This is a genomic window from Cyanobium sp. ULC082 (assembly GCF_977927535.1).
Genome location: NZ_OZ376397.1, coordinates 413122 through 432143 on the forward strand (window position 1 = coordinate 413122; position 19022 = coordinate 432143).

A 19022-nucleotide genomic window follows, 5' to 3' on the forward strand; every position below is an offset into this window, starting at 1 on the left:
GGCGCCCTCGCCCCAGGCCAGCTCAGCCCTGACCGTCGCCGGCCAGGGGCGGCTTGCCCACCGTTCGCTGGGCCACCAGGTAGGCCAGCACCGCACAGGCCCCGAACCCCAGGCTGTTGCGCAGCACCGGCAGCAGGTCCGAGGTTCGGGTGACCACCGGCCCGAGCCCGAACACCAGGAACAGCATTCCCCAGAGGGGTGAGAGCAGCAGCACCCAGCTCCAGGCCACCCGGTCTCCCTCCTTGCGCGGGTAGGCGGCAAAACCCACGATCAGGCCGCCCAGCACCGAAGTGCAGAAGGTGAGCAGCCACTGTTCCTGGGGCAGGCCAGGCACCACCTGGCAGCCGCCCCGCTCCAGACAGCTTTCCACGGCCGTGAGGGCATCGACGATCGCCCCGTCCTCGCCGTGGTCGCGCACGTAGTACTGGTTGCCGTAGCGGGTCTGCAGCTCCACCCAGAAGGTGCGCGGCATCAGGGCGAACAGGGCATCGCCCACGTTGAAGTTGAGCAGGTTGCCGCCGCGGGGATCAGCCACCAGCACGAGGCTGCGCTCATCGAGCCCCCAGAACTGCTTCACCGCCAGTCCCGGCGTGCGCTCGTACTGGGTGAGAACCCGCAACTTCCAGCCGCTGCTGGCTTCGAAGGCATCCAGCTGGGTTTCCAGGCTGCTTCGCTGGCCGTCGGTGAGGGCCCGGGCCAGGTCGATCACGGGCGTGAGGTGATCGGGCAGCAGCGAGGGGTTGTCGGCAGCCCAGGCCGGGGAGCCCAGCGGCGTGACCAGCAGCAGCAGGCCGGCCACCAGGCCGAGCAGGCTGCCGATGGCGCCGCGGTGGCGGTGCGGTGATCCGGCGGCTTGACCCATGCGGCTGCTTCAGTGACCCTGCATTCTCCCCGACCCAGGGCGCCCACCGTGTCCGTTCCAGGCTGGTTGCAACAGCGCCTCACGGCGGCAGGCGGCCGCGTGCCCTTCGCCCTGTTCATGGAGTGGGCGCTGCATGACCCTGAGCACGGCGCCTATGGGGCGGGGCGGCTGCGGATCGGCACCCAGGCTGATTTCGTCACGGCGCCGTCGCTGGGCAGCGACTTCGCCGCCCTGCTTGCCCCCCAGATCGCCGAGTGGCTGCAGGAGCTGGCCTCGGCTGATCCGGCGGCAACCCTCTCCCTGGTGGAGGCTGGCCCCGGTGAGGGCGATCTGGCCCTCCAGCTGGCCACAGCCCTGGCCACCGGCTGGCCGGCGCTGGCGGCCCGCACCGAGCTGGTGCTGGTGGAACCCAACGCCGGCATGGTGAGGCGCCAGCGCCAGCGACTGCAGGCTTGTCCCCTGCCGATCCGCTGGAGCGGCTTCGATCAGCTGGCGGCCCGGCCCCTGCTGGGCGTGGTGCTGGCCCATGAGGTGCTCGATGCCCTGGCGGTGGAGCGGATCATCCGGGTCGGTGACGCCTGGCACCGCCAGTGCGTGGCTCTGCATCGGGGGATGTTGCGGCTGGAGCCGGGCGAGCCCCTGGAGCCGGCGGCGGTTGCGGCGCTGGAGCCGCTCGGACTGGAACCGGCCGGGGAGCAGCGGCCGGCCGGCTGGTGCACGGAGCTGCATCCGGGCCTGGCCCCCTGGCTGGCGGCCTGCGGCCAGGCGCTCGGGCGGGGGCGCCTGCTGGTGATCGACTACGCCCTGGAGGCCTGGCGCTACTACGCGCCCCAGCGTGCCAATGGCACCCTGATGGCCTACCGGGGCCAGCGGGCCAGCGCCGATCCCCTTGCCGAACCGGGAAGCTGGGACCTCACGGCCCACCTCTGCATCGACAGCCTGCTGGCCGCCGCCGCCGCCGGTGGCTGGAGCTTCCTCGGCCAGCGTCGCCAGGGGGAAGCCCTGCTGGCCCTCGGCTTGGCGGAGCGCCTGCATGGGCTGCAGCACCAGGGCGCGGCCGATCTGGCTGATCTGCTCAGCCGCCGTGAGGCGCTGCTGCGGCTGGTGGATCCGCTGGCCCTCGGTGATTTCCGCTGGCTGGCCTTTGGCCGCGGGACGGCCCACCAGCCCCTGTTTCTGGCCGATCCTGCGCCGGTGAGTGCTGCAACGGGCACAACCACTCCGCCCGCTGCGGCTTAGGACGACCCGACGACGGGTTGGTGGGGAGGTGGGCGATGGCGCCTGAACGGTTTTTTCTCGAACTCGAGCCCCCCGCCGCCGCCGAGCCCCACTGGCCCCATGTGGTGGTGGTGGGTGGCGGCTTCGCCGGGGTGCGGGTCTGCCAGGCCCTGGCCAACCGGCCGGTGCGGGTCACCCTGATCGACAAACGCAACTTCAATCTGTTCCAGCCTCTGCTGTATCAGGTGGCATCGGGGCTGGTCTCGGCGGCCGATGTGGCCTCGCCACTGCGGCAGATGGTCGGCCAGGCGCCGAATGTGCAGGTTCTGCTGGGGGAGGTCGTCGATCTCGATCTGGAGCGACGCGAGCTGCTGTTCAACGGTCACCACTACAGCTACGACCAGCTGGTGCTCGCCTGCGGCTCCGGCAGCGCCTACTTCGGCCACGAGGAATGGCGGCCGCTGGCGCCGCCGATGAAGATCCTCGAGCACGCCCAGGAGATCCGCCGCCGGCTGCTGATGTCCCTGGAGGAGGCCGAGCAGAGCACCGATCCGCAGCGTCGCCGCTTCCTGCAGACCGTGGTGGTGGTGGGGGCCGGACCGGCCGGCTGCGAGCTGGCCGGCTCCCTGATCGAGTTGATGCACAGCGCCATCCGCCGGGATTTCAAGCAACTGCGGGTGGAGGGTTGCCGGGTGGTGCTGGTCGATGCGGTGGAGCGGGTGCTGCCGACCATGCATGCCGAACTGGGGGAGGCGGCGGCGGGGTACCTGGAGCGAAACGGGGTGGAGCTGCGGCTGGGCACCTTGGTGGAGGCAATCGAGCCGGGCAAGGTGCTGCTGAAGGGAGATCAGGAGCCCCGCTTTCTGGAGGCCGCCACGATCTGCTGGACAGCCGGGGTGCGGGCTTCACGGCTGGGCAAGCTGCTGGCGGAGCGCAGCGGCTGCGATGTTGATCGATCCGGCCGGGTGCTGGTGGAAGCCGATTTCTCGGTGCCCGGCCACCCGGAAGTGCGGGTGGTGGGCGATCTCTGCTGCTACAGCCACACCGCCGATGGGGCACCGCTGCCGGGGATGGCCGGGCCGGCGGTGCAGATGGGGGCGTGGGTGGCGAGGGACATCCTGCTCGGCCTCGAAGGCGAGGCCAGCCCACCTTTCCGCTGGCTCGATCTCGGCAGCATGGCGGTGATCGGACCTCTGTATGCGGTGGCCGACCTGCGGGGCGTGCGGGTCACCGGTCTGCTCGGCTGGCTGCTCTGGGGGCTGGCCCACCTGGCCTTCATCCCCGCCACCGAGAACCGCATCACCCTGCTCACCCGCTGGCTGTGGCAGATCGCCACCCGCCAGCGCAGTGCCCTGCTGATCACCGGCCGCCCGAACCAGCACATCGGCGTCGATGTGGGCCTGGCCCGCGCCCCGGTGCGATCAGCCGGGCCGGCGCTGCAGGACCCGGCCCTGGCGGTTGATGAGCCGCTCCGGTAGGCGGCTCCTCTCCACCGGCCGCATCGTGCGCAGGTTGATCGTGGTGTCGACCGTGCGGCCGCTGCTCCAGGTGAGGTCGAGCACGGTGAGGGTCTGAAACGGGGCGGCTCCCCCCTGCAACAGCGCCCGCGGCCCGCTGCCGGCGGCGCCGAGCTGGAAGAGATCAAGCCGCCCCAGCCTGGCTGGGAAGTAGGCGTGCTGGTGGCCGCTGATGTAGGCCGAAACGTCGTGGCGTTCCATCAGCTGGCGCAGGGCATCGGCGCCGTTGAGCACGTTGCCGCCATCGTCGCGGCCCCGGGCCACGGCCTGGAGCGGCAGGTGGCCGAGCACCAGGCGCCTTCGGGCCGAGCGGGCGGCTGGCGAGGCGAGGCTGCGCTCGGCCCAGCGCACCTGCTCGGCCGGCACCAGCGCCGAGGAGGCGTCCCAGACCAGCAGGAACAGGCCGTCCTGCAGGACCGAATAGAAGAATGGAAAGCCGCTGGCATCGAGAAAATCGAGCCCCAGGCTGCTCTGGCGCCGTCGCCAGAAGCGCGCTGCCTCCTGCCGCTCGCGCTCGAATGTGTAGAGGCCGCCGGAGCGGCTGGCCGAGGCGTCGTGGTTGCCCATCGCCGGCGCGAAGGGAAGGCCGGCCCGGCGCAGTGGCGCAAGGATGAGCCGTCCGAACGACTCCCACATGGCGGTGAGCTGGGCGTTGCTGAGGCTGGTTTTCTGGCCGGCCACCATGTCACCGGCGCAGAGCACCAGATCGGCCTGCAGCGAGGGGATCAGGGCCACGGCCCGGCCCACCTCTGGGCTGTAGCTGGTGGATCCGTAGCTGGCGTTGAGGTCGGAGATCAGCACCAGCCGCAGGTCGGCGCGGGGTGGCAGGGTGAAGCCGGATCCGGATCCGAAGGCCGCCCTCCCCAGCCCACCTGTCCCCAGCACACCTGTTCCGATCGCGCCTGTCCCGATCGCCCCGGCTGTGAGGCCCAGGAAGCGGCGTCGGGAGAGCGGCGGCTGCATGGCCAGACCTTACCAACGGTCAGATCAAGGGCAAGGCAAAGGGAGTGCAGCCCTGGTTTCCTAGGCTGAGCGATCGGGGAGGCCGGGGTGTCGCCCACGGTGTTGATCCCGGTGTCGCCCACGGCTGCACCGTTCCCCTTCCTGCTCCCTGCACGACAACCCGATGACCGTCGATCACACCTCCCATGACAACCCGATGATCGACGACACCAGTGCTGAGGGCAAGTTCCAGTACGAACCGGTTGAGCGGTTCGGCGCCAGCATGACGGGTGATCTGCCCTGGAATGGCGCGGCCCTGGCCGGTGTGGAGCTGCTGAACGGGCGGGTGGCCATGCTGGGATTCCTGGCGGCGATCGTCGGGGAGCTGCTCACCGGTGAGGGGATCGTCGGTCAGTTGCGCCTGGCTCTGCTCTGGGTTCTGGGCTGAGCCGTTGCCCGGCCTGAGCCGTCGCCTGGCCTGCTTCACGCTTCGTTACATCGCTTGCCAGACTCGATGGGTTGCTTCTCAGTCCCTCCCTTGTCAACGCTTCTGCTCCTGGAACTGTTCACCGGCTTCATGGCCGCTGGCATGGCTCTCTGGTTCGTCGTTCTCAATCGCCCCTCGCCCCAGCCAGGCCAAGCCGGCTCCAGAGCTGTTCTCAGGGCGGAGCCGGCTGTCGGCAGTGCTGCGGTTCGCCGCCTGATCTCCCGCTACGTGCTCAAACAGGGCTGGGCCGTGAACACCGGTCTGCTGGTGCTGCGCCTGGCGATCGGCGTGCTGATGATTCATCACGGCCAGGAAAAGCTGGCGGATCCCCAGCAGTTCGCCAACACCTACGTGGCCTCCCTGCACCTGCCCTTCCCCCTCTTCTTCGCCTATGCAGCCGGGTTCTCCGAGCTGATCGGCAGCTGGCTGCTGATCCTGGGTCTGTTCACACCGGTCGGCGCCCTGGCGATCACCGGCACCATGACCGTCGCGGCCTACCAGCACATCCTCACCGCCGGTCTGAACATCTATATTCTGGAGCTCGTGGCCCTCTACCTGGGCGGCAGCCTCGCCCTGCTGTTGATCGGCCCCGGTCGTTTCTCCTTTGATGGCGGCATCGTGGCCGGTCTGACCAGCGAGCCGGTGGAGCAGGAGCCGGATGCCGGTGCTGCCCGGCAGGCGGCCCCGATCCTGGTGCGGGTGGCGGCCGAGGGCTCGCTCAACAGCTGAGCTTCTCCACCGCGTTTCACGGCTGAGGATGCTTCAACTGGTGCTTCCCGGCGGTGGGCCCGATGAAAGATTCAGTTTGTTGCGCCAGTCGCTGAGCGGCTTCTGCCAGCCTTCCTCCCAGCGCTGGGCGAACAGGGGCTGAGCCTGACGGCCCATCTCCAGACCGGTGCGAATCGCTTCGACCAGATCAGCCAGCTGCTCAGCTTCGAACAGGGTGGTTGAGAGCAGTGCCTGGGCTGTGAGCAGGCTGGCCAGGGGATAGGGGAACTGGCTGAGGTGGAAGGCCTGCAGACCGATCTCACCGTGCGTCGAGCTGTCGAAGCCGGTGATCAGGTGCCACAGGTCGTGGGTCTGACTCAGCCGCAGCTCGACATACTCGGCGTCGCTGTTCGGCACCATGCCGGCGTGCAGGTTGGGGTCATAGCCGAGGCGGGCAAGCTCAGCGGCATAGGCGTGGCCGAGCGTGTTGCTCGGCAGGGCAGCCAGGGCCTCCAGGTTCTGGGGCCCGGGGATGTAGCGCTCGCGGATCAGGGCCGCGCAGGCGGGATCGTGACCCAGGTGCTCGGCGGCCAGTGCATAGGACGGGGTGGCCAGCAGGGCGTCGGTGAGGGCCCCGACCAGCTCGAGGTCATCGTCGCCACCGGTCATGGCCAGGAAGGTGCCCAGCACACGGAAGGGGGAGGGCTCGGGAGCGGCAGGCCGGGCGGAGCCGACCCCGGCGTTGGGGAGAAAGGCCATCGAAGCAGGTGACGAGAAATGGGGCGGCCGGCGTCGGCCAGAGAACGCGAGGATTGCTCACCTTTATAAAGTATGAGCATCCCTCAGCTTTGTCAAGGGGGATGCGAGGATTGCTCGGATTACCTGGTTGTCCTGGGTCTTCCGCCCTGTCCGCCGGTGTCCACCGGTCTCCCGCCCCCTTCTCCCGTGAGCCTTGCCGGCGGATCTGCCCCGCTCCTGGATCCCGGCTCCGGCCTGCGGCGCCAGCCCCGCCAGGCCCGCAGCCAGGAGCGGCTGCGGCGAATCCTGGCTGCGGCCGAAACGCTGTTCGTGGCCGAGGGGGTCGGCGCCACCACCACCAACGCCATCGCGGCGCAGGCTGGGGTGCCGATCGGTTCGCTGTATCAGTTCTTCCCCGATAAGGGGGCGATCCTGCGCAGCCTTGCCCAGGGCTACGGGGAGCAGCTGCACGACGACCTCAGCCGTTTCGAGCGGGAGGAGGGCGCCTGCCTGGAGCTGGACGCCTACATCGAGGCGCTGGTGGCCCGCACGGCGCGGTTCTTCGACGAGCATCCCGGCTACGCCGCGATCTTCCTCGACGTGCAGAGCGCCACCCCGGATCTGGTGGCGATCGAGGAGGAGGCCGATGCCCGCCTGGTGGCTGAATGGGCGAGGGCACTCCTGGTGCGCAGCACGGCGGAAGGTGGAGAGTTCACGGCCGATGAGGCCGGCCTGATCGCCTATGTGCTGGTGAAGACGATCGGCAACCTGCTCTGGCTTTCGCTCGGCCATGGGCCGGTCCTGCGGGAGCGGCTGGTGCGGGAGGCAACGTTGTTGGCGATCGCTTATCTGCGTCGCCGGATGGCGGCAGGCTGATGGCCAGCTCCGGTCACGATCGCCAGTGGCAGCTCAATCGCCTCAATTTCGAGGGCCATTGGTGTGGCACCAGCCGCTGGTACGAGCGCAACACGGACGGGCGGCTGGATCTGGAGCGTGCTGCCGTTGAGATTCCCGGCACCTGTTATGCGATCAGCTTCTCCGATCCCGACACCGGCCTGTGGGATGGCAGCGGTCTGCGCTTCGCGCCGCAGGGACGCCGCCGCCTGCCGCTCAGCCGCGCCAGCTACAACCAGGCGGGGCAGTGCTGGCAGTTCCGCGGCGTGGCCGGCCAATCGAGCCTGGCGGTGGATGCCGGCCAGCCGCGCTTCGGCCACGAGCTGAACTTCTTCGCTGGGCGGGCCCGCTCGATGCTGGTGCTGCTCTACGAACCCTGCGGCTCGCTCTGGCGTCTCCAGACGCTGGGGGTGGTGCCGTTCCGCTGCAGCCTGGCGGCAGTGGTCGATCCCGAGCGGCCGCCGCGCGGTGATGCTCGGCAGCAACTGGCGGAGCTGGAGGGCTGGCCGGGCCAGATCGAGCGCCTCCTGCCGGGGCAGTGGCCCGCCGAGGATCCAGAGCCGCAGGCGTGCGAACCCTTCCGTGCCGCCACGTTCCGCAACGGCAACCCCGTCGCCGGTTTCGACGACGGACTTCTCTGCTCCCTGCCGGAACTGTTGCCGGCCGGTGCCTTCCAGCTGCAGGTGGGCTGCCGGCTCAGTGAGGGATGCTTTGATCAGCTGAGCCTTGGCTACGACAGCGAGCAACGGCTCACGGCCTGGGAGCGCCGCCGCTTCCAGCGGCCCTGAGCGGCCTGAGGCGGGGCTCGACCGCCTGGATCGGCTGGGAGCCGTGCTGGAGTGGTCGGGAAGCGGATCGACTTGGTCATGACGGAAGCCGGAGAGGCCACAGTGAACCGCGACCTGCTGCGGATTCTCTGCTGTGTCGCCTGGTCGGACGGGGAGCTCTCGGAGCAGGAACAGGAACTCCTCTTGCAGCTGGGAGCCGATCAGGCCCTCGCCGAGCAGGCCCCCGGGCTCGACGTGCTCGACAGACTGATCACCCGGCTCGGCTCCGGGGACGAGCGGCAGCTGGCGGCGAAGCTGGCCTACCAGGTGATCCGGATCAGCCGCCGGGCCGGCGACGGTTCGAGCATCAACCCGCAGGAGAAGGTGGCCTACCGCCGGTTGCTGGATGGCCTGGCCCTCGACGAGACGCAGATCCAGGAGGCCGAATGGGCCGTGGAGCAGGATCTTGGCGGTCAGATGAGCCTGCTCGGCTTCCTGGCCAGCCGCTTCAGGGGGCTGGGTGCCTGGCCCGATGACGCGCTGCTCGACGCACCCGGCGCGCCGAGGCTCTGAGCCTGCTCAGTGCCGGAAGTTCTCCGTGTGGCCAGGATCGTGGGGCAGCTTCGCCGCCAGACTTTCCAGAAAGGTGGTGGCACCGATCAGGTCCTGCAGGAACAGCTCGGCCAGATCCCGACCGAAGCCGTTGCGCACCACCACACGCAACCCTGAGACATCCGTGAGATGGTCGGGCAGGGAGTAAGCGGGCACCTGCCAGCCCCGCTCCCGCAGCTTGGCCGACAGATCGAACACGGTGTAGCGGACCACCTCCGGTTTGAGCCGGAAGAAGAACACCGGCAGCTCCGATCCATCGGAGAGCAACTGAAACGGGCCGATCCGGGCGATCTGCTCAGCCAGGAACATCGCCGTGTCCCGGCAGGCCTGCTGGATCGCTCGGTAGCCCTCGAACCCCAGCCGGATGAAGTTGTAGTACTGGGCGATCACCTGGGCACCGGGCCGGGAGAAGTTGAGCGCGAAGGTCGGCATGTCTCCGCCGAGGTAGTTGACGTGGAAGACCAGGTCGTCCGGCAGGTCGGCCGGGGTGCGCCAGATCACCCAGCCCACCCCGGGATACACCAGGCCGTACTTGTGGCCGGAGGCATTGATCGATCGCACCCTCGGCACCCGGAAGTCCCACTCCAGCTGGGGGTCGAGGAACGGGGCGATGAAGCCGCCCGAGGCCGCGTCCACATGGATCGGCACATCCGGCCCTCCTGAGGCCTGCAGTTGATCGAGGGCCTCGGAGATCTCCTTCACCGGTTCGTAGGAGCCATCGAAGGTGGAGCCGAGGATGGCCACCACGCCGATGCTGTTCTGATCCACCAGCTTGAGTGCCTCTTCGGCGTTGAGCTGCAACCGGCCGGCCTCGATGGGGGCGTAGCGGGGCTCCACATCCCAGTAGCGGCAGAACTTCTCCCAGACCACCTGAACATTGCTGCCCATCACCAGGTTCGGCCGGTCGGTGGGCAGAGCGGCCGCCGCGCGGCGTTGCCGCCACTTCCACTTCAAGGCCAGACCGCCGAGCATCACCGCCTCGCTGGAGCCGGTGGTGGAAGTGCCGGTGGCGTTCTCGTGATCGGGAGAATTCCACAGCGAGGAGAGAATCCTCACGCAGCGGCCCTCGATCGCCGCCGTCTGCGGATACTCATCCTTGTCGATCATGTTCTTGTCCGCCGACTGGGCGAAGAGTGCCGTCGCCTCGGGTTCCATGAACGTGGTCACGAAGGTGGCCAGGTTCTGGCGGGCGTTGCCATCGAGCAGCAGTTCATCGCTGATCAGGCTGGAGGCCACTTTCGGGTCCATGCCGTCGGCAGGCAGGGCGTCCTTCGGGATGCCCCTGGTGGCGCCGGGCCGGGCATACACAGGGGCGTTGATCAGGCGTTCGAAGTCGTTGAACAGGGAGGAATGAAGGGCCATCGGCAGGGTGAGCAGGCAGACCGGCGGGCGGCCTGGCGGGAGCACGTTCCATGCTGGCCTGATGGCATCCGCCTGGTTGAAGACAAGGGCTGCCGGAGAGGCCCCCGGACCAGGTACTGGTGGGTTCCCGGCAGGCGGGACCTCCCCTGGCCGTCGCTCACGCCTCGGCCGCCGGGCGCATCAGCAGGGCGTGGGCGGCCGGCACGTAGAAGAGCGCCAGGGCGGTGGCCCCCACCAGCCCGCCGGACACCGCGATCGCCAGGGGCGGCCAGAAGCCGGTGGGGTCGAGCATCAGCGGCAGGAAGCCGACCACGGTGGTGATCGTGGTGGCGAGCACGTGGCGGGTGGCGTGCAGCACCACGGCGGTGCTGGCGGCCGTATCGCCACGGGCGGCCGCCGGATCGGTGCGCAGGGCGTTGAGCACCACGATCGAATCGTTCACCGCCAGCCCGATCAGGCCGAGCGTGCCCAGGATCGCGGTGAAGCCGAACAGCGAGCCGCTGAGCTGCAGGGCCAGGGCCGCCAGGCCAACAGAGAGCACCGCCACCGAAGCGATCAGGGCCGCCAGCCGGAACGAGCGGAAGGAGAGCACCAGCGTGGCGGTCATCAGCACCATCAGCACGCCTGCCGTGGACAGCAGGCTGCCAACGGCATCGCCGCGGGCGTCGGCTTCGCCGCCGTAGCTGAGCTGCACCGCCGCCGGCAGTTGCCAGCCGTCGTGCTCCAGCTGGCGGCGGAACTCTGCCAGCACGGAACTGGGCAGGGTGCCGGCGGCGAGATAGGCGCGCACGGCGTTGATGCGCTGGCCGTCACGGCGGGTGATCGAGGCCAACTCCGGCTCCAGCTGCAGCGCGGCCAGGGCGTCGAGCGGGATCGTGCCGCCACCGCCGGGCGCCACCAGATCGAGGGCCGCCAGCTGGCCCGGACCGTCGCGCTGCGCGGCGGCCACCTGCACCCGCACCGGCAAGGTGGTGGTGCCTTCCTGGATCGAGCCGCCCACGGCGCCATCAAGGCCGGCCTGCAGCTGGCGGGCGATCGCCCGGTTGTCGAGGCCGGTGCGGCGGGCCTGCTCCTCATCCACCGCCAGGGCCAGCCGCGGCAGGGCCTCGCTCAAGCTGGCGCTGGTGTGGGTCACCGCCTCGATCTGGGCCAGCCGGCGGCGCAGGTCGTCGCCGATCCGGCGCAGTTGCTGCAGATCGGGGCCCTGCAGGCGCAGCTCGATCGGCGCCGCGAACGGTGGCCCCTGCTCCAGCTGCTTCACCAGGACCTGCGCGTCCGGGAAGCGGCGATCGAGGCTCTGCTGCAGGGAGCGGATCGTGTCGCGCAGGCCCTCGGCACTGCGCAGCTGCACCAGGCCCTGGGCGTAGTGGGGGGCGTTCTCCTGGTCGGCGATCACGTTGTAAAAAAACTGCGGCGCGCTTTCGCCCAGAAACCAGTGCACGTCTTCGACGCTGGGGTGGCGGCGGATCAGGCGTCGCGCCTCCAGGGCCAGCGCTTCGGTGCGGGCGATGGCGCTCTGCTGCGGCAGGCGCAGCTCGATCTGGAACTGGTCGCGGTTGGTGGGGGGGAAGAACTGCCGCTCCAGGCTGGCGAAACAGGCGAAGCCCAGCACCGGCAGCACCAGACACAGCGCCACGCCCTGCCAGGGATGGCGCAGCACGCGCTGCAGGCCGGCGCGGTAGGGGCCGGTGAGCGCGGGAATGGCCAGGCCCTGCTCCCACCAGCGAACGTTGGCCCCCAGCGGCTGCCAGCGGTGCAGCCGGGCAGCCACGGCCAGGATCACCGTGAGCGAGAGCAGCAGCGAGCAGGCCAGGGCCAGGATCACCGTGAGGCCGATCGTGCCGATGAATTCGCCTGTGGCCCCAGCGGAGGTGGCGATCGGCACGAAGGAAAGCACGGTGGTGAGCGTGGCGGCAAGCATCGGCACCAGCAGGTAGCGGCTGGTCTGCCGCACCGCCTCCCCGGGTGGTGTGCCGGCCCGCAGGCGTTGCTGCAGCTCTTCCACCACCACGATGGCGTTGTCGATCAGCAGGCCCAGGGCGATCACCAGGCCGGTTGCCGACATCTGATGAAGCGGCACCTCCAGCACCCGCAGGCAGCCGAGCACCATCAGCGCGGTGAGCGGCAGGGCTGCCCCCACCACCAGGGCGGCGCGGCCGCCGAGCATCAGCACCGACACGGCCACCACCAGCAGCGAGCCGGTGACCAGGTTGCTGATCACGCCATCGAGGCGTTCCTGCACGTAGCGGCTCTGGTCGAGCACGATGTGCAAGCCCAGCCCCTCGGGCAGGCTGGCGCGCACCTCCGCCAACCGCTGCCGCGCCTGCTGCGCCCAGTGGTCGATGCGCACGCTCGGGGCCACCGTGGCCGCCACCACCACGGCGGGCTGGCCGTGCACCAGCGCCAGCTGGGCGGCGGGCAGGCGCACCCCGCGGCTCACCTCGGCCACCTGGGCCAGGCGGGCACTGGCGCCATCGGCCCCCACTGTCAACGGGATGGAGCGGATCCGCTCGAGCGAATCGAGGGCGCCATCGAGCTGCAGCAGGAAGTCGCCGCGCTCGCTGCGCACCTGTCCAGCGGCTTCCTTGGCATCGCTGGCGGCGATGCGTTCGGAGAGGTCGCGGGCGGTGAGCCCCAGCCGGGCCAGCTCACGGGCACCGATCTCGACGCGGATCTCCTCCTCGGGTTCACCGCTGATCTCCACCTTGTTGGTGCCGGGGATGGCGCGCAGGCGGGTCTGGAGGTCGTCGGCCAGGCGGGAGAGCAGGCCCAGATCAGCCGGACCGGGCAGCTCCCAGGTGAGACCGACAATCAGGGCGCTGGCACCCACATTGCCGTCACGGAATTCCGGATCCGTGGCCTCTGGCGGCAGCAGGGGGGTGGCGTCGTCGATCTTGCTGCGCACCTTGCTCCAGGCCGGCGCCACCTGGCGCACGCCGTCCTTGAGCACCACCGCAATCACTGAACTGCCGGTGGAAGAGGTGGAGGAGAGTGCGTCCACCTCTTCCAGTTCCAGCAGGGCGTCTTCCAGGGGTTTGGTGATCAGCGCCTCCACCCGCTCCGGCGTGGCCCCCGGCAGGGTGGTGATCACCAGGGCGTTGCGCTGGGTGATCAACGGATCCTCCAGCCGCGGCAGGGTGAGCAGGGAACTGAGCCCCCACACCACCACCAGCAGCACGGTGAGCAGCAGCAGCTGCCGGTTGCGGTTGAACAGGTCGCCCATCAGTTCGCCTCCTGCACCCACACGCCCGGCACCAGGCGCTGGGTGCCGGCGGCGATCACGCGCTCGCCGGGGCGCAGGGTGCCGCGCACCAAGGAGCGCTCGCCGTCGCTGTGCACGATCTCCACCAGGCGGCGGGCCACCTGCTGCCCCTGCGCTGGCGCCTTGCTGTTGTCGGTGGAGCCGGAGCTGCCGCTGATCGCTCTGAGCCCATCAGTGCCGGCCGCAGCCTTCACCACGTACACCGACCACAGCCCCCCTTCGGCCGCCACCAGCGCCGTGGTGGGCAGCCAGAAGCCTTCGCCCCGCTCACTGCGCTGCAGGCTGAGCCGGGCGGTGGCCCCCACCGGCAGGTCGCTCACCGGCAGGCGCAGCACCACGGTGACGGTGCGGCTGGCGGCATCGAGCTCCGGCAGCAGGGCGCTGACGCTGGCGATCAGGCGGCGTTCCCCCACCTGAACCGGATGGTTCTCACCCAGCCGCAGGCCCTGCGCGGCTGAGGGAGGCACCCCCACCCGCAGCTCCTGGGGCGCGGCCTCCACCAGCGTGACCACCGCCTGGCTACCGCTCACCACCACGCCCTCATCGAGCAGCCGTCGGCTCACCGTGCCGGCGAAGGGGGCCACCAGCACGCTGCGGCCCAGATCCACATCGATCTGGCGCAGGCGGGCGCTGACGTCGTCCACCTGGCTCTCGGCCTGAAGCAGGCGGCTGCGCAGGGCGGCGCTGCCATGGATCTGCTGATCGAGATCCTCCCGGGCGATGGCGCCCTGGGCATGCAGCTGGCGGCGCCGTTCGCGCTGCAGCTCGGCCAGGATCAGTTGTTGGCGCACCTCCTCCACGCCGGCCAGCGCCACCCGCCGCTGGGCCGCCGCCTGCTGACGCTGGGCCTGCAGGCGGCGGCGATCGAGGCGGGCCAGCGGCTGCCCCTGGGCCACGCGGTCGCCTTCCTCCACCAGCACCTGCTCGATCGTGCCGGGCAGCTCGAAGCCGAGGCTGCTGCTGCGGCCGGCCACCACCTCACCGGTGTAGGCGCGGCTGGTGAGGAAGCTGCTCACCGGCACGGCCGTCACCACCGCCACCGGCAGGGGGCGGATCGCGGCGGGGCGAGGCCGCAAGCCGGGTGACAGGGCCAGGGCAATGGCGGCGGTGGCGGCCAGTGGCAGGCCCCAACGGACCCAGCGGGGCTCAAGGGACCCGCGCAACGCCTGCCGCAGCGCTGGGACTGGGGCGGCAGGCGGCTGTGCGGGGGCGGAATCCATGGGTGGAATCGGGTGAGCAGCGCTGGCAGGGCAGTTGCTGGCCGGGCAGTGACGGCTGGGCAGGGGTGGCCGGGCGCGTTGCTCCTCCAACTTGCTACACAACAGATTGAGTATGTGCATCAGTGTATGCACAACAAATTGAGTAGGTCAAGCGCCGGCGGTGGCGGCTGGGCCAGGATCAGCTGCCAAGCCGTTGCGACCTTTCCCCTGCCATGGCCCTGGCGCACACGATCCTCACGGTGCTCTGCGAGAAGGAGGCCAGCGGCTACGACATCAGCAAGCAGTTCGAGGAGTCGATGGCCTGCTACTGGACGGCCAGCCAGCAGCAGATCTACCGGGAGCTGGGGAGGATCGAGCAGAACGGCTGGGCCTGCTGCCAGGTGGTGCCGCAGCACGGCAAGCCCGATCGCAAGGTGTATGCGATCACCGAGGCGGGCCGCCAGGAGTTGCGCCAGTGGGCGGCCGAGCCCTCCCTGCCCACCCCGATCCGCGAAGACCTGCTGGTGAAGGTGCTCGGCGGCCCCTACGCCGAGCCCGAGCAGCTGCTGGCGGAAGTGCAACGCCGCCGCGCCGTGCATGCCGCCCAGCTCGCCTCCTATCAGGAGACAGAGGCGTTGGTGCTCAGCCAGGCCGGGCTGCCGCTGCAGGAGCAGTACCGCTATCTCACCTTGCGCCGCGGCATCCTGTTCGAGCAGGAATGGATCCGCTGGTGCGATGAGGTGATCGCCTTTCTGCACCAGCAGCACCCCCCTGCGTCGCCGCCATGAGCGCACCCGCGCCACAGCCGGGCCCTTCCTGCGAACCCAACGGCCTGCCCGCCGTTTCGCCGCCGTGGCTGATCACGGCTCACCGATGATCCCCTTGCAGATGACGCGCTGACAGCGATGGTGATCCGAATGGTGCCGCTGCCTGTGCGAGCGCGTGGCAATCCTCGCTGGCTCGACCAATCTGCGCGGCGCGTTCTTGGCGTTGTGCTCGCTGGTGGCCTGAGCGGAGCGGCGCCCGCCTTGGCCATGAACGCCAACGAGGGGCGCGCGGCGCCTTCCCCCCAGGCAGCCGCCATCCTGCGGATCGTGCGCCAGCGCATGGCTGCCGATCACCTGAGGGCGGTGATCGTGCGCGTCACGATCGACGGCAAGGAGGTGGTCACCGAGGCGATGGGCGAGTCGATCACGGGCGTGCCCGCCACCAGGGACATGCACTTCCGCAACGGGGCTGTGGCCATCTCCTACGTGGCGACGCTGCTGCTGCAACTGGTCGACGAGAACAAGGTGAGCCTCGACGACAAGCTCTCGCGCTGGCTGCCGGACATCCCGAACGCGGATCGCGTCACGCTCGGCCAGCTGGCCTGGATGACCTCCGGCTACCGCGATTACGTGATCGGCAATGAGGCCTTCGACAAGGTTCTGCTCGAGAACCCGTTCCGCCAGTTCGAGGTGCAGGATCTGCTCGCCTACGCGGATCTGCAGACGCTGCTGTACGAACCCGGCACGAGCTGGAACTACGCGCACACGAACTACATCCTGCTCGGCCTGGCGCTCGAAAAAATCACAGGCAAGACGATCCCTGTGCTGATGCAGGAGCGGATCTTCACACCCCTGAAGCTCCGCAACACCCTGGATCCCGGCGGTACGCCCGCAATCGCGCCGCCCGTTCTGCACGCCTTCTCCTCGGAGCGGCGGCAGTCGCTCGGCCTCAAAGCAGGAACGCGTTTCTATGAGGAGTCGACCTACTGGAACCCGTCGTGGACGCTCACACGCGGTGCGGTTCAGACCACCACCATCGACGACATGGCCACATCTGCTGAGGCGATCGGCACAGGACGGCTCCTGTCGCCGGAGAGCCACAGGCTGCAGATCGCTCCGAAGTTGCGGGGCTTCGGCAGGCCGATCGAGGGCTGCGCCACCTGCGCCACGCTCAGCGACTTCTACACCTACGGGATCGGGATCGTGCTCTCGGGCCCCTGGCTGCTGCAGAACCCGCTGTTCTCCGGGCAGGCCGGGGTGATGGCCTACCTGCCGTCGAAGAAGATCGCGATCGCCGTTGCGGTGACCTTCAACGAAGAGGCCTTCGATCCGAGCGGTGCGTACGGGAATTCAGCTGATGACATCTTCCGCGAGATCGGCGCTTACCTGGCGCCGGGTGAAGCTCCGCCCGTGAAGCCTCAAGCCAACACCCACTGAGCCGGGCAGAGGCGGGAACAGTGCGGCACCACAGACCCCTTGGGCCCTGTGCTGGATTTAATCTGCGCCATGCCGGGGACCTGTGACCCACTGCTCGCCACCTGCCTGTGCCTGTCTCCCTGCCCAGCCAGACCTGCGTGCTCGTGGTGGGGGCGGGCCCCACGGGCCTGCTGCTGGCGGGGGAGCTGCAGCGCCGTGGCGTGCCCACCCTGCTGATCGACGCCCGGGCTGAAGCCCTGCACTGGGACCGGGCCACGGTGATCCACCCGCTCTCGCTGGAGATCTTCGAGGCGCTGGGGCTGGTGGATCGGTTGCTCGAAGCCGGCTGCCGGCAGCGGCGGATCCTGATCCATGCCGACGGCCAGCGGCTGGGGGAACTGGATCTGGCCAGCTGCGGCAGCCGCTACGGCTTCAACCTCGGGCTCTCCGAAGAGGTGACCGAAGCGATCCTCACGGAGCATCTCGAGCGCGCGGGGGGCACCGTGCAGCGCGCCTGCCGGCTGGTGGGCCTCCAGCCCAGCGACGACGGGGTGACCGCCACGGTGAGCGGCGGCGAGCGTGAGCAATCCGTGCAGGCCCGCTGGGTGGTGGGCTGCGACGGCCTGCGCAGCACAACCCGCGAGCTGAGCGGCCTCCGCTTCGAGGGCCAGGCCATCACCCGCCCCTGGGCCGTGTTCGATGCGGCGGTGGAGGGCTGGGCCGACAGCCATGAGCTGAACGCGGCCTACCTCGACGCCTCGCCGCTGATCCTCACGGCCCTGCCCGAGCAGCGCTGGCGGGTGTATCTGCGGCCCGCTGATGAGCAGGGCGATCTGGTGGCGGAGGCCACCGCCGTGCTGCAGCGCTATCTGCCGGCGGCCCACTTCAGCGGTGTGGAGAACCCCAGCCGCTTCCACTGCCACAGCCGGGTGGCCAGCGCCTTCCGGGCCGGGCCGGTGTTCGTGGCCGGCGATGCCGCCCACGTGTGCTCGCCCGCCGAGGGTCACGGGATGAACTGCGGGCTGCAGGATGCCGCCAACCTGGCCTGGAAGCTGGCGCTGGTGCACCACGGCGCCGCCGCCCCTGCCCTGCTGGACAGCTACGAGCAGGAGCGGCGTCCGGTGGCGCAGCAGATCTGCCGCTCCGGCGAGGCCACCGAGCAGGCCCACGCCCTGCAGGAAGGCGAGGCGCGCGCCGCCCGCGACCGCTCGATCGCCACCATGCTGGCCAATCCGGTGGCCCGCCAGCAGGAGGTGGTGGCCGAAACCGAGCTGAACGTGAGCTACGCCGACTCGGCGATCAGCGGCGGCAGCGGCCAAGGCGGCCAACCATTCGCTGCCGGTCAGCGGCTGCCCACCACGATCGCGCTGCCGCCCGGGGCGGGAGCTGTCCTGCTGCACCAGCTCACCCACCGGCGCGGCCACACGCTGCTGCTGCTGTCTGGCCCGCAGGCACCGCCGGAGGCACTCGCCAGCCTGCAGGCAGAGCTGGAGGCCGAGCGGGCCAGCGGCATGGTTCCGCCGGCGCTGGTGGAGGCGGTGGTGTCGCTGCGGCTGGAGGAGGCGCCCAGCCTGGGCCTGGGACCCCTCACCCTGCTGGCCGTGCGGCCAGACGGCTTCATCGGCCTGCGGGCTGATGCGGATCACCGCAGCGCGGTGCGGCGGTATGCCGCGTTGGTGCTGGGCTGCTGAGTAGGCCAGCTCACCTGGGGGTGGGGCGCTGCCAGGGCGCGTCAGTCTTCAACTCAATGGTGATTCGACAGTTGCAGCTGGCTGCACGAGCGAGTGAACATCCGAGTGAACATCCAGGCTGGCTCGCCCAACCTGCGAGGCGCGTTCTTGGCAACGGAGCTGTTGCGATCTCCTACGTGGCGACCCTGCTGCTGCAGCTGGTCGACGAGAACAAGGTGAGCCTCAACGACAAGCTCTCGCGCTGGCTGCCGGACATCCCGAACGCGGATCGGGTCACGCTCGGCCAGCTCGCCCGGCTGACCTCCGGCTACCGCGGTGCAATCCAGACCACCAACATCCACGACATGGCGACGTCAGCTGAGGCGATCGGGATGGGGCCTTGGTTGGCGCGGTCATGGCGTGAGATGCCGAGAGAACGCCGCAAAGGACGCCGAAAGAAAAAACAGGAAGTCTGTTGTGGTGAAGGCCGGATGGCCACACTGCCTGGATCAGTCCGCCAGGGAAGATGACGGCGCCGGAGAATCGCCGTGGAGATATGAGCTCCCGGGCTTGAGCAAGCGGCCCGAAAGACGCACCACCA

At 69.7% G+C, this 19022-nt stretch carries 17 protein-coding genes; 11 read left to right on the top strand and 6 right to left on the bottom strand.

What is annotated here, in order from left to right:
* Positions 1–22: 22 nt before the first annotated feature.
* Entirely contained in the window at positions 23–862 is an 840-nt protein-coding gene (locus ACXMDY_RS02195; RefSeq protein WP_259727452.1) for a TPM domain-containing protein, read from the bottom strand.
* Between the two features lie 48 nt (positions 863–910).
* Between ACXMDY_RS02195 and ACXMDY_RS02200 the strand changes: the two genes are divergently transcribed.
* Both ACXMDY_RS02200 and ACXMDY_RS02205 read left to right on the top strand, forming a co-directional pair.
* Positions 911–2101 (top strand): class I SAM-dependent methyltransferase, encoded by a 1191-nt coding sequence (locus ACXMDY_RS02200; RefSeq protein ID WP_457767295.1) that lies wholly within the window; start codon positions 911–913, stop codon positions 2099–2101.
* A gap of 35 nt (positions 2102–2136) precedes the next feature.
* On the top strand, positions 2137–3558 hold the full coding sequence (locus ACXMDY_RS02205) for an NAD(P)/FAD-dependent oxidoreductase (RefSeq protein ID WP_457767296.1): 1422 nt from the start codon (positions 2137–2139) through the stop codon (positions 3556–3558).
* Here the strand turns inward: ACXMDY_RS02205 and ACXMDY_RS02210 are convergent.
* A complete protein-coding gene (locus ACXMDY_RS02210) occupies positions 3502–4560 on the bottom strand; it encodes a metallophosphoesterase family protein (protein WP_457767297.1) in 1059 nt (352 codons plus the stop codon). The genes ACXMDY_RS02205 and ACXMDY_RS02210 overlap by 57 nt on opposite strands.
* Positions 4561–4756: 196 nt before the next feature.
* On the opposite strand from ACXMDY_RS02210, the gene ACXMDY_RS02215 reads away from it, so the two are divergent.
* Together ACXMDY_RS02215 and ACXMDY_RS02220 are read left to right on the top strand one after the other, a co-directional pair.
* A complete protein-coding gene (locus ACXMDY_RS02215) occupies positions 4757–4987 on the top strand; it encodes a chlorophyll a/b-binding protein (protein ID WP_259727639.1) in 231 nt (76 codons plus the stop codon).
* A gap of 90 nt (positions 4988–5077) precedes the next feature.
* Entirely contained in the window at positions 5078–5755 is a 678-nt protein-coding gene (locus ACXMDY_RS02220; RefSeq protein WP_457767298.1) for a DoxX family protein, read from the top strand.
* 33 nt (positions 5756–5788) lie between these two features.
* Here ACXMDY_RS02220 and ACXMDY_RS02225 read toward each other — a convergent pair whose 3' ends face one another.
* The gene (locus tag ACXMDY_RS02225; RefSeq protein WP_457767299.1) at positions 5789–6493 is read right to left on the bottom strand and encodes a Coq4 family protein; all 705 of its coding nucleotides are present in this window, start codon (positions 6491–6493) and stop codon (positions 5789–5791) included.
* A gap of 186 nt (positions 6494–6679) precedes the next feature.
* On the opposite strand from ACXMDY_RS02225, the gene ACXMDY_RS02230 reads away from it, so the two are divergent.
* The 3 genes from ACXMDY_RS02230 (at position 6680) to ACXMDY_RS02240 (ending at position 8706) form a co-directional block, all read left to right on the top strand.
* Positions 6680–7348 carry a TetR/AcrR family transcriptional regulator gene (locus tag ACXMDY_RS02230; RefSeq protein ID WP_457767300.1) on the top strand — a complete coding sequence of 223 codons (669 nt, stop codon included), beginning with the start codon at positions 6680–6682 and terminating at the stop codon, positions 7346–7348.
* Entirely contained in the window at positions 7348–8154 is an 807-nt protein-coding gene (locus tag ACXMDY_RS02235) for a hypothetical protein (RefSeq protein ID WP_457767301.1), read from the top strand. Before ACXMDY_RS02230 ends, ACXMDY_RS02235 begins: the two co-directional genes overlap by 1 nt.
* A gap of 78 nt (positions 8155–8232) precedes the next feature.
* Entirely contained in the window at positions 8233–8706 is a 474-nt protein-coding gene (locus ACXMDY_RS02240) for a hypothetical protein (protein WP_457767302.1), read from the top strand.
* A gap of 6 nt (positions 8707–8712) precedes the next feature.
* Here the strand turns inward: ACXMDY_RS02240 and ACXMDY_RS02245 are convergent, their stop codons facing one another.
* The 3 genes from ACXMDY_RS02245 to ACXMDY_RS02255 all read right to left on the bottom strand — a co-directional run bounded on the left by ACXMDY_RS02245 (position 8713) and on the right by ACXMDY_RS02255 (position 14589).
* Positions 8713–10152 (bottom strand): glutamate decarboxylase, encoded by a 1440-nt coding sequence (locus ACXMDY_RS02245; protein WP_259727460.1) that lies wholly within the window; start codon positions 10150–10152, stop codon positions 8713–8715.
* 112 nt (positions 10153–10264) lie between these two features.
* Positions 10265–13330 carry an efflux RND transporter permease subunit gene (locus tag ACXMDY_RS02250; RefSeq protein WP_457767303.1) on the bottom strand — a complete coding sequence of 1022 codons (3066 nt, stop codon included), beginning with the start codon at positions 13328–13330 and terminating at the stop codon, positions 10265–10267.
* A complete protein-coding gene (locus ACXMDY_RS02255; RefSeq protein WP_457767304.1) occupies positions 13330–14589 on the bottom strand; it encodes an efflux RND transporter periplasmic adaptor subunit in 1260 nt (419 codons plus the stop codon). Before ACXMDY_RS02255 ends, ACXMDY_RS02250 begins: the two co-directional genes overlap by 1 nt.
* A gap of 212 nt (positions 14590–14801) precedes the next feature.
* On the opposite strand from ACXMDY_RS02255, the gene ACXMDY_RS02260 reads away from it, so the two are divergent.
* The 4 genes from ACXMDY_RS02260 to ACXMDY_RS02275 all read left to right on the top strand — a co-directional run bounded on the left by ACXMDY_RS02260 (position 14802) and on the right by ACXMDY_RS02275 (position 18951).
* Positions 14802–15356, top strand: a complete 555-nt coding sequence (locus tag ACXMDY_RS02260) for a PadR family transcriptional regulator (protein WP_259727463.1) — start codon at positions 14802–14804, stop codon at positions 15354–15356.
* Positions 15357–15485: 129 nt separating this feature from the next.
* Positions 15486–16772: a serine hydrolase domain-containing protein gene (locus tag ACXMDY_RS02265; protein ID WP_457767305.1), complete on the top strand. Its 1287-nt coding sequence runs from the start codon at positions 15486–15488 to the stop codon at positions 16770–16772.
* Between the two features lie 107 nt (positions 16773–16879).
* Positions 16880–18442 carry an FAD-dependent monooxygenase gene (locus tag ACXMDY_RS02270; RefSeq protein ID WP_457767306.1) on the top strand — a complete coding sequence of 521 codons (1563 nt, stop codon included), beginning with the start codon at positions 16880–16882 and terminating at the stop codon, positions 18440–18442.
* 56 nt (positions 18443–18498) lie between these two features.
* On the top strand, positions 18499–18951 hold the full coding sequence (locus ACXMDY_RS02275; protein ID WP_457767307.1) for a serine hydrolase: 453 nt from the start codon (positions 18499–18501) through the stop codon (positions 18949–18951).
* The last annotated feature ends 71 nt before the right edge of the window (positions 18952–19022 follow it).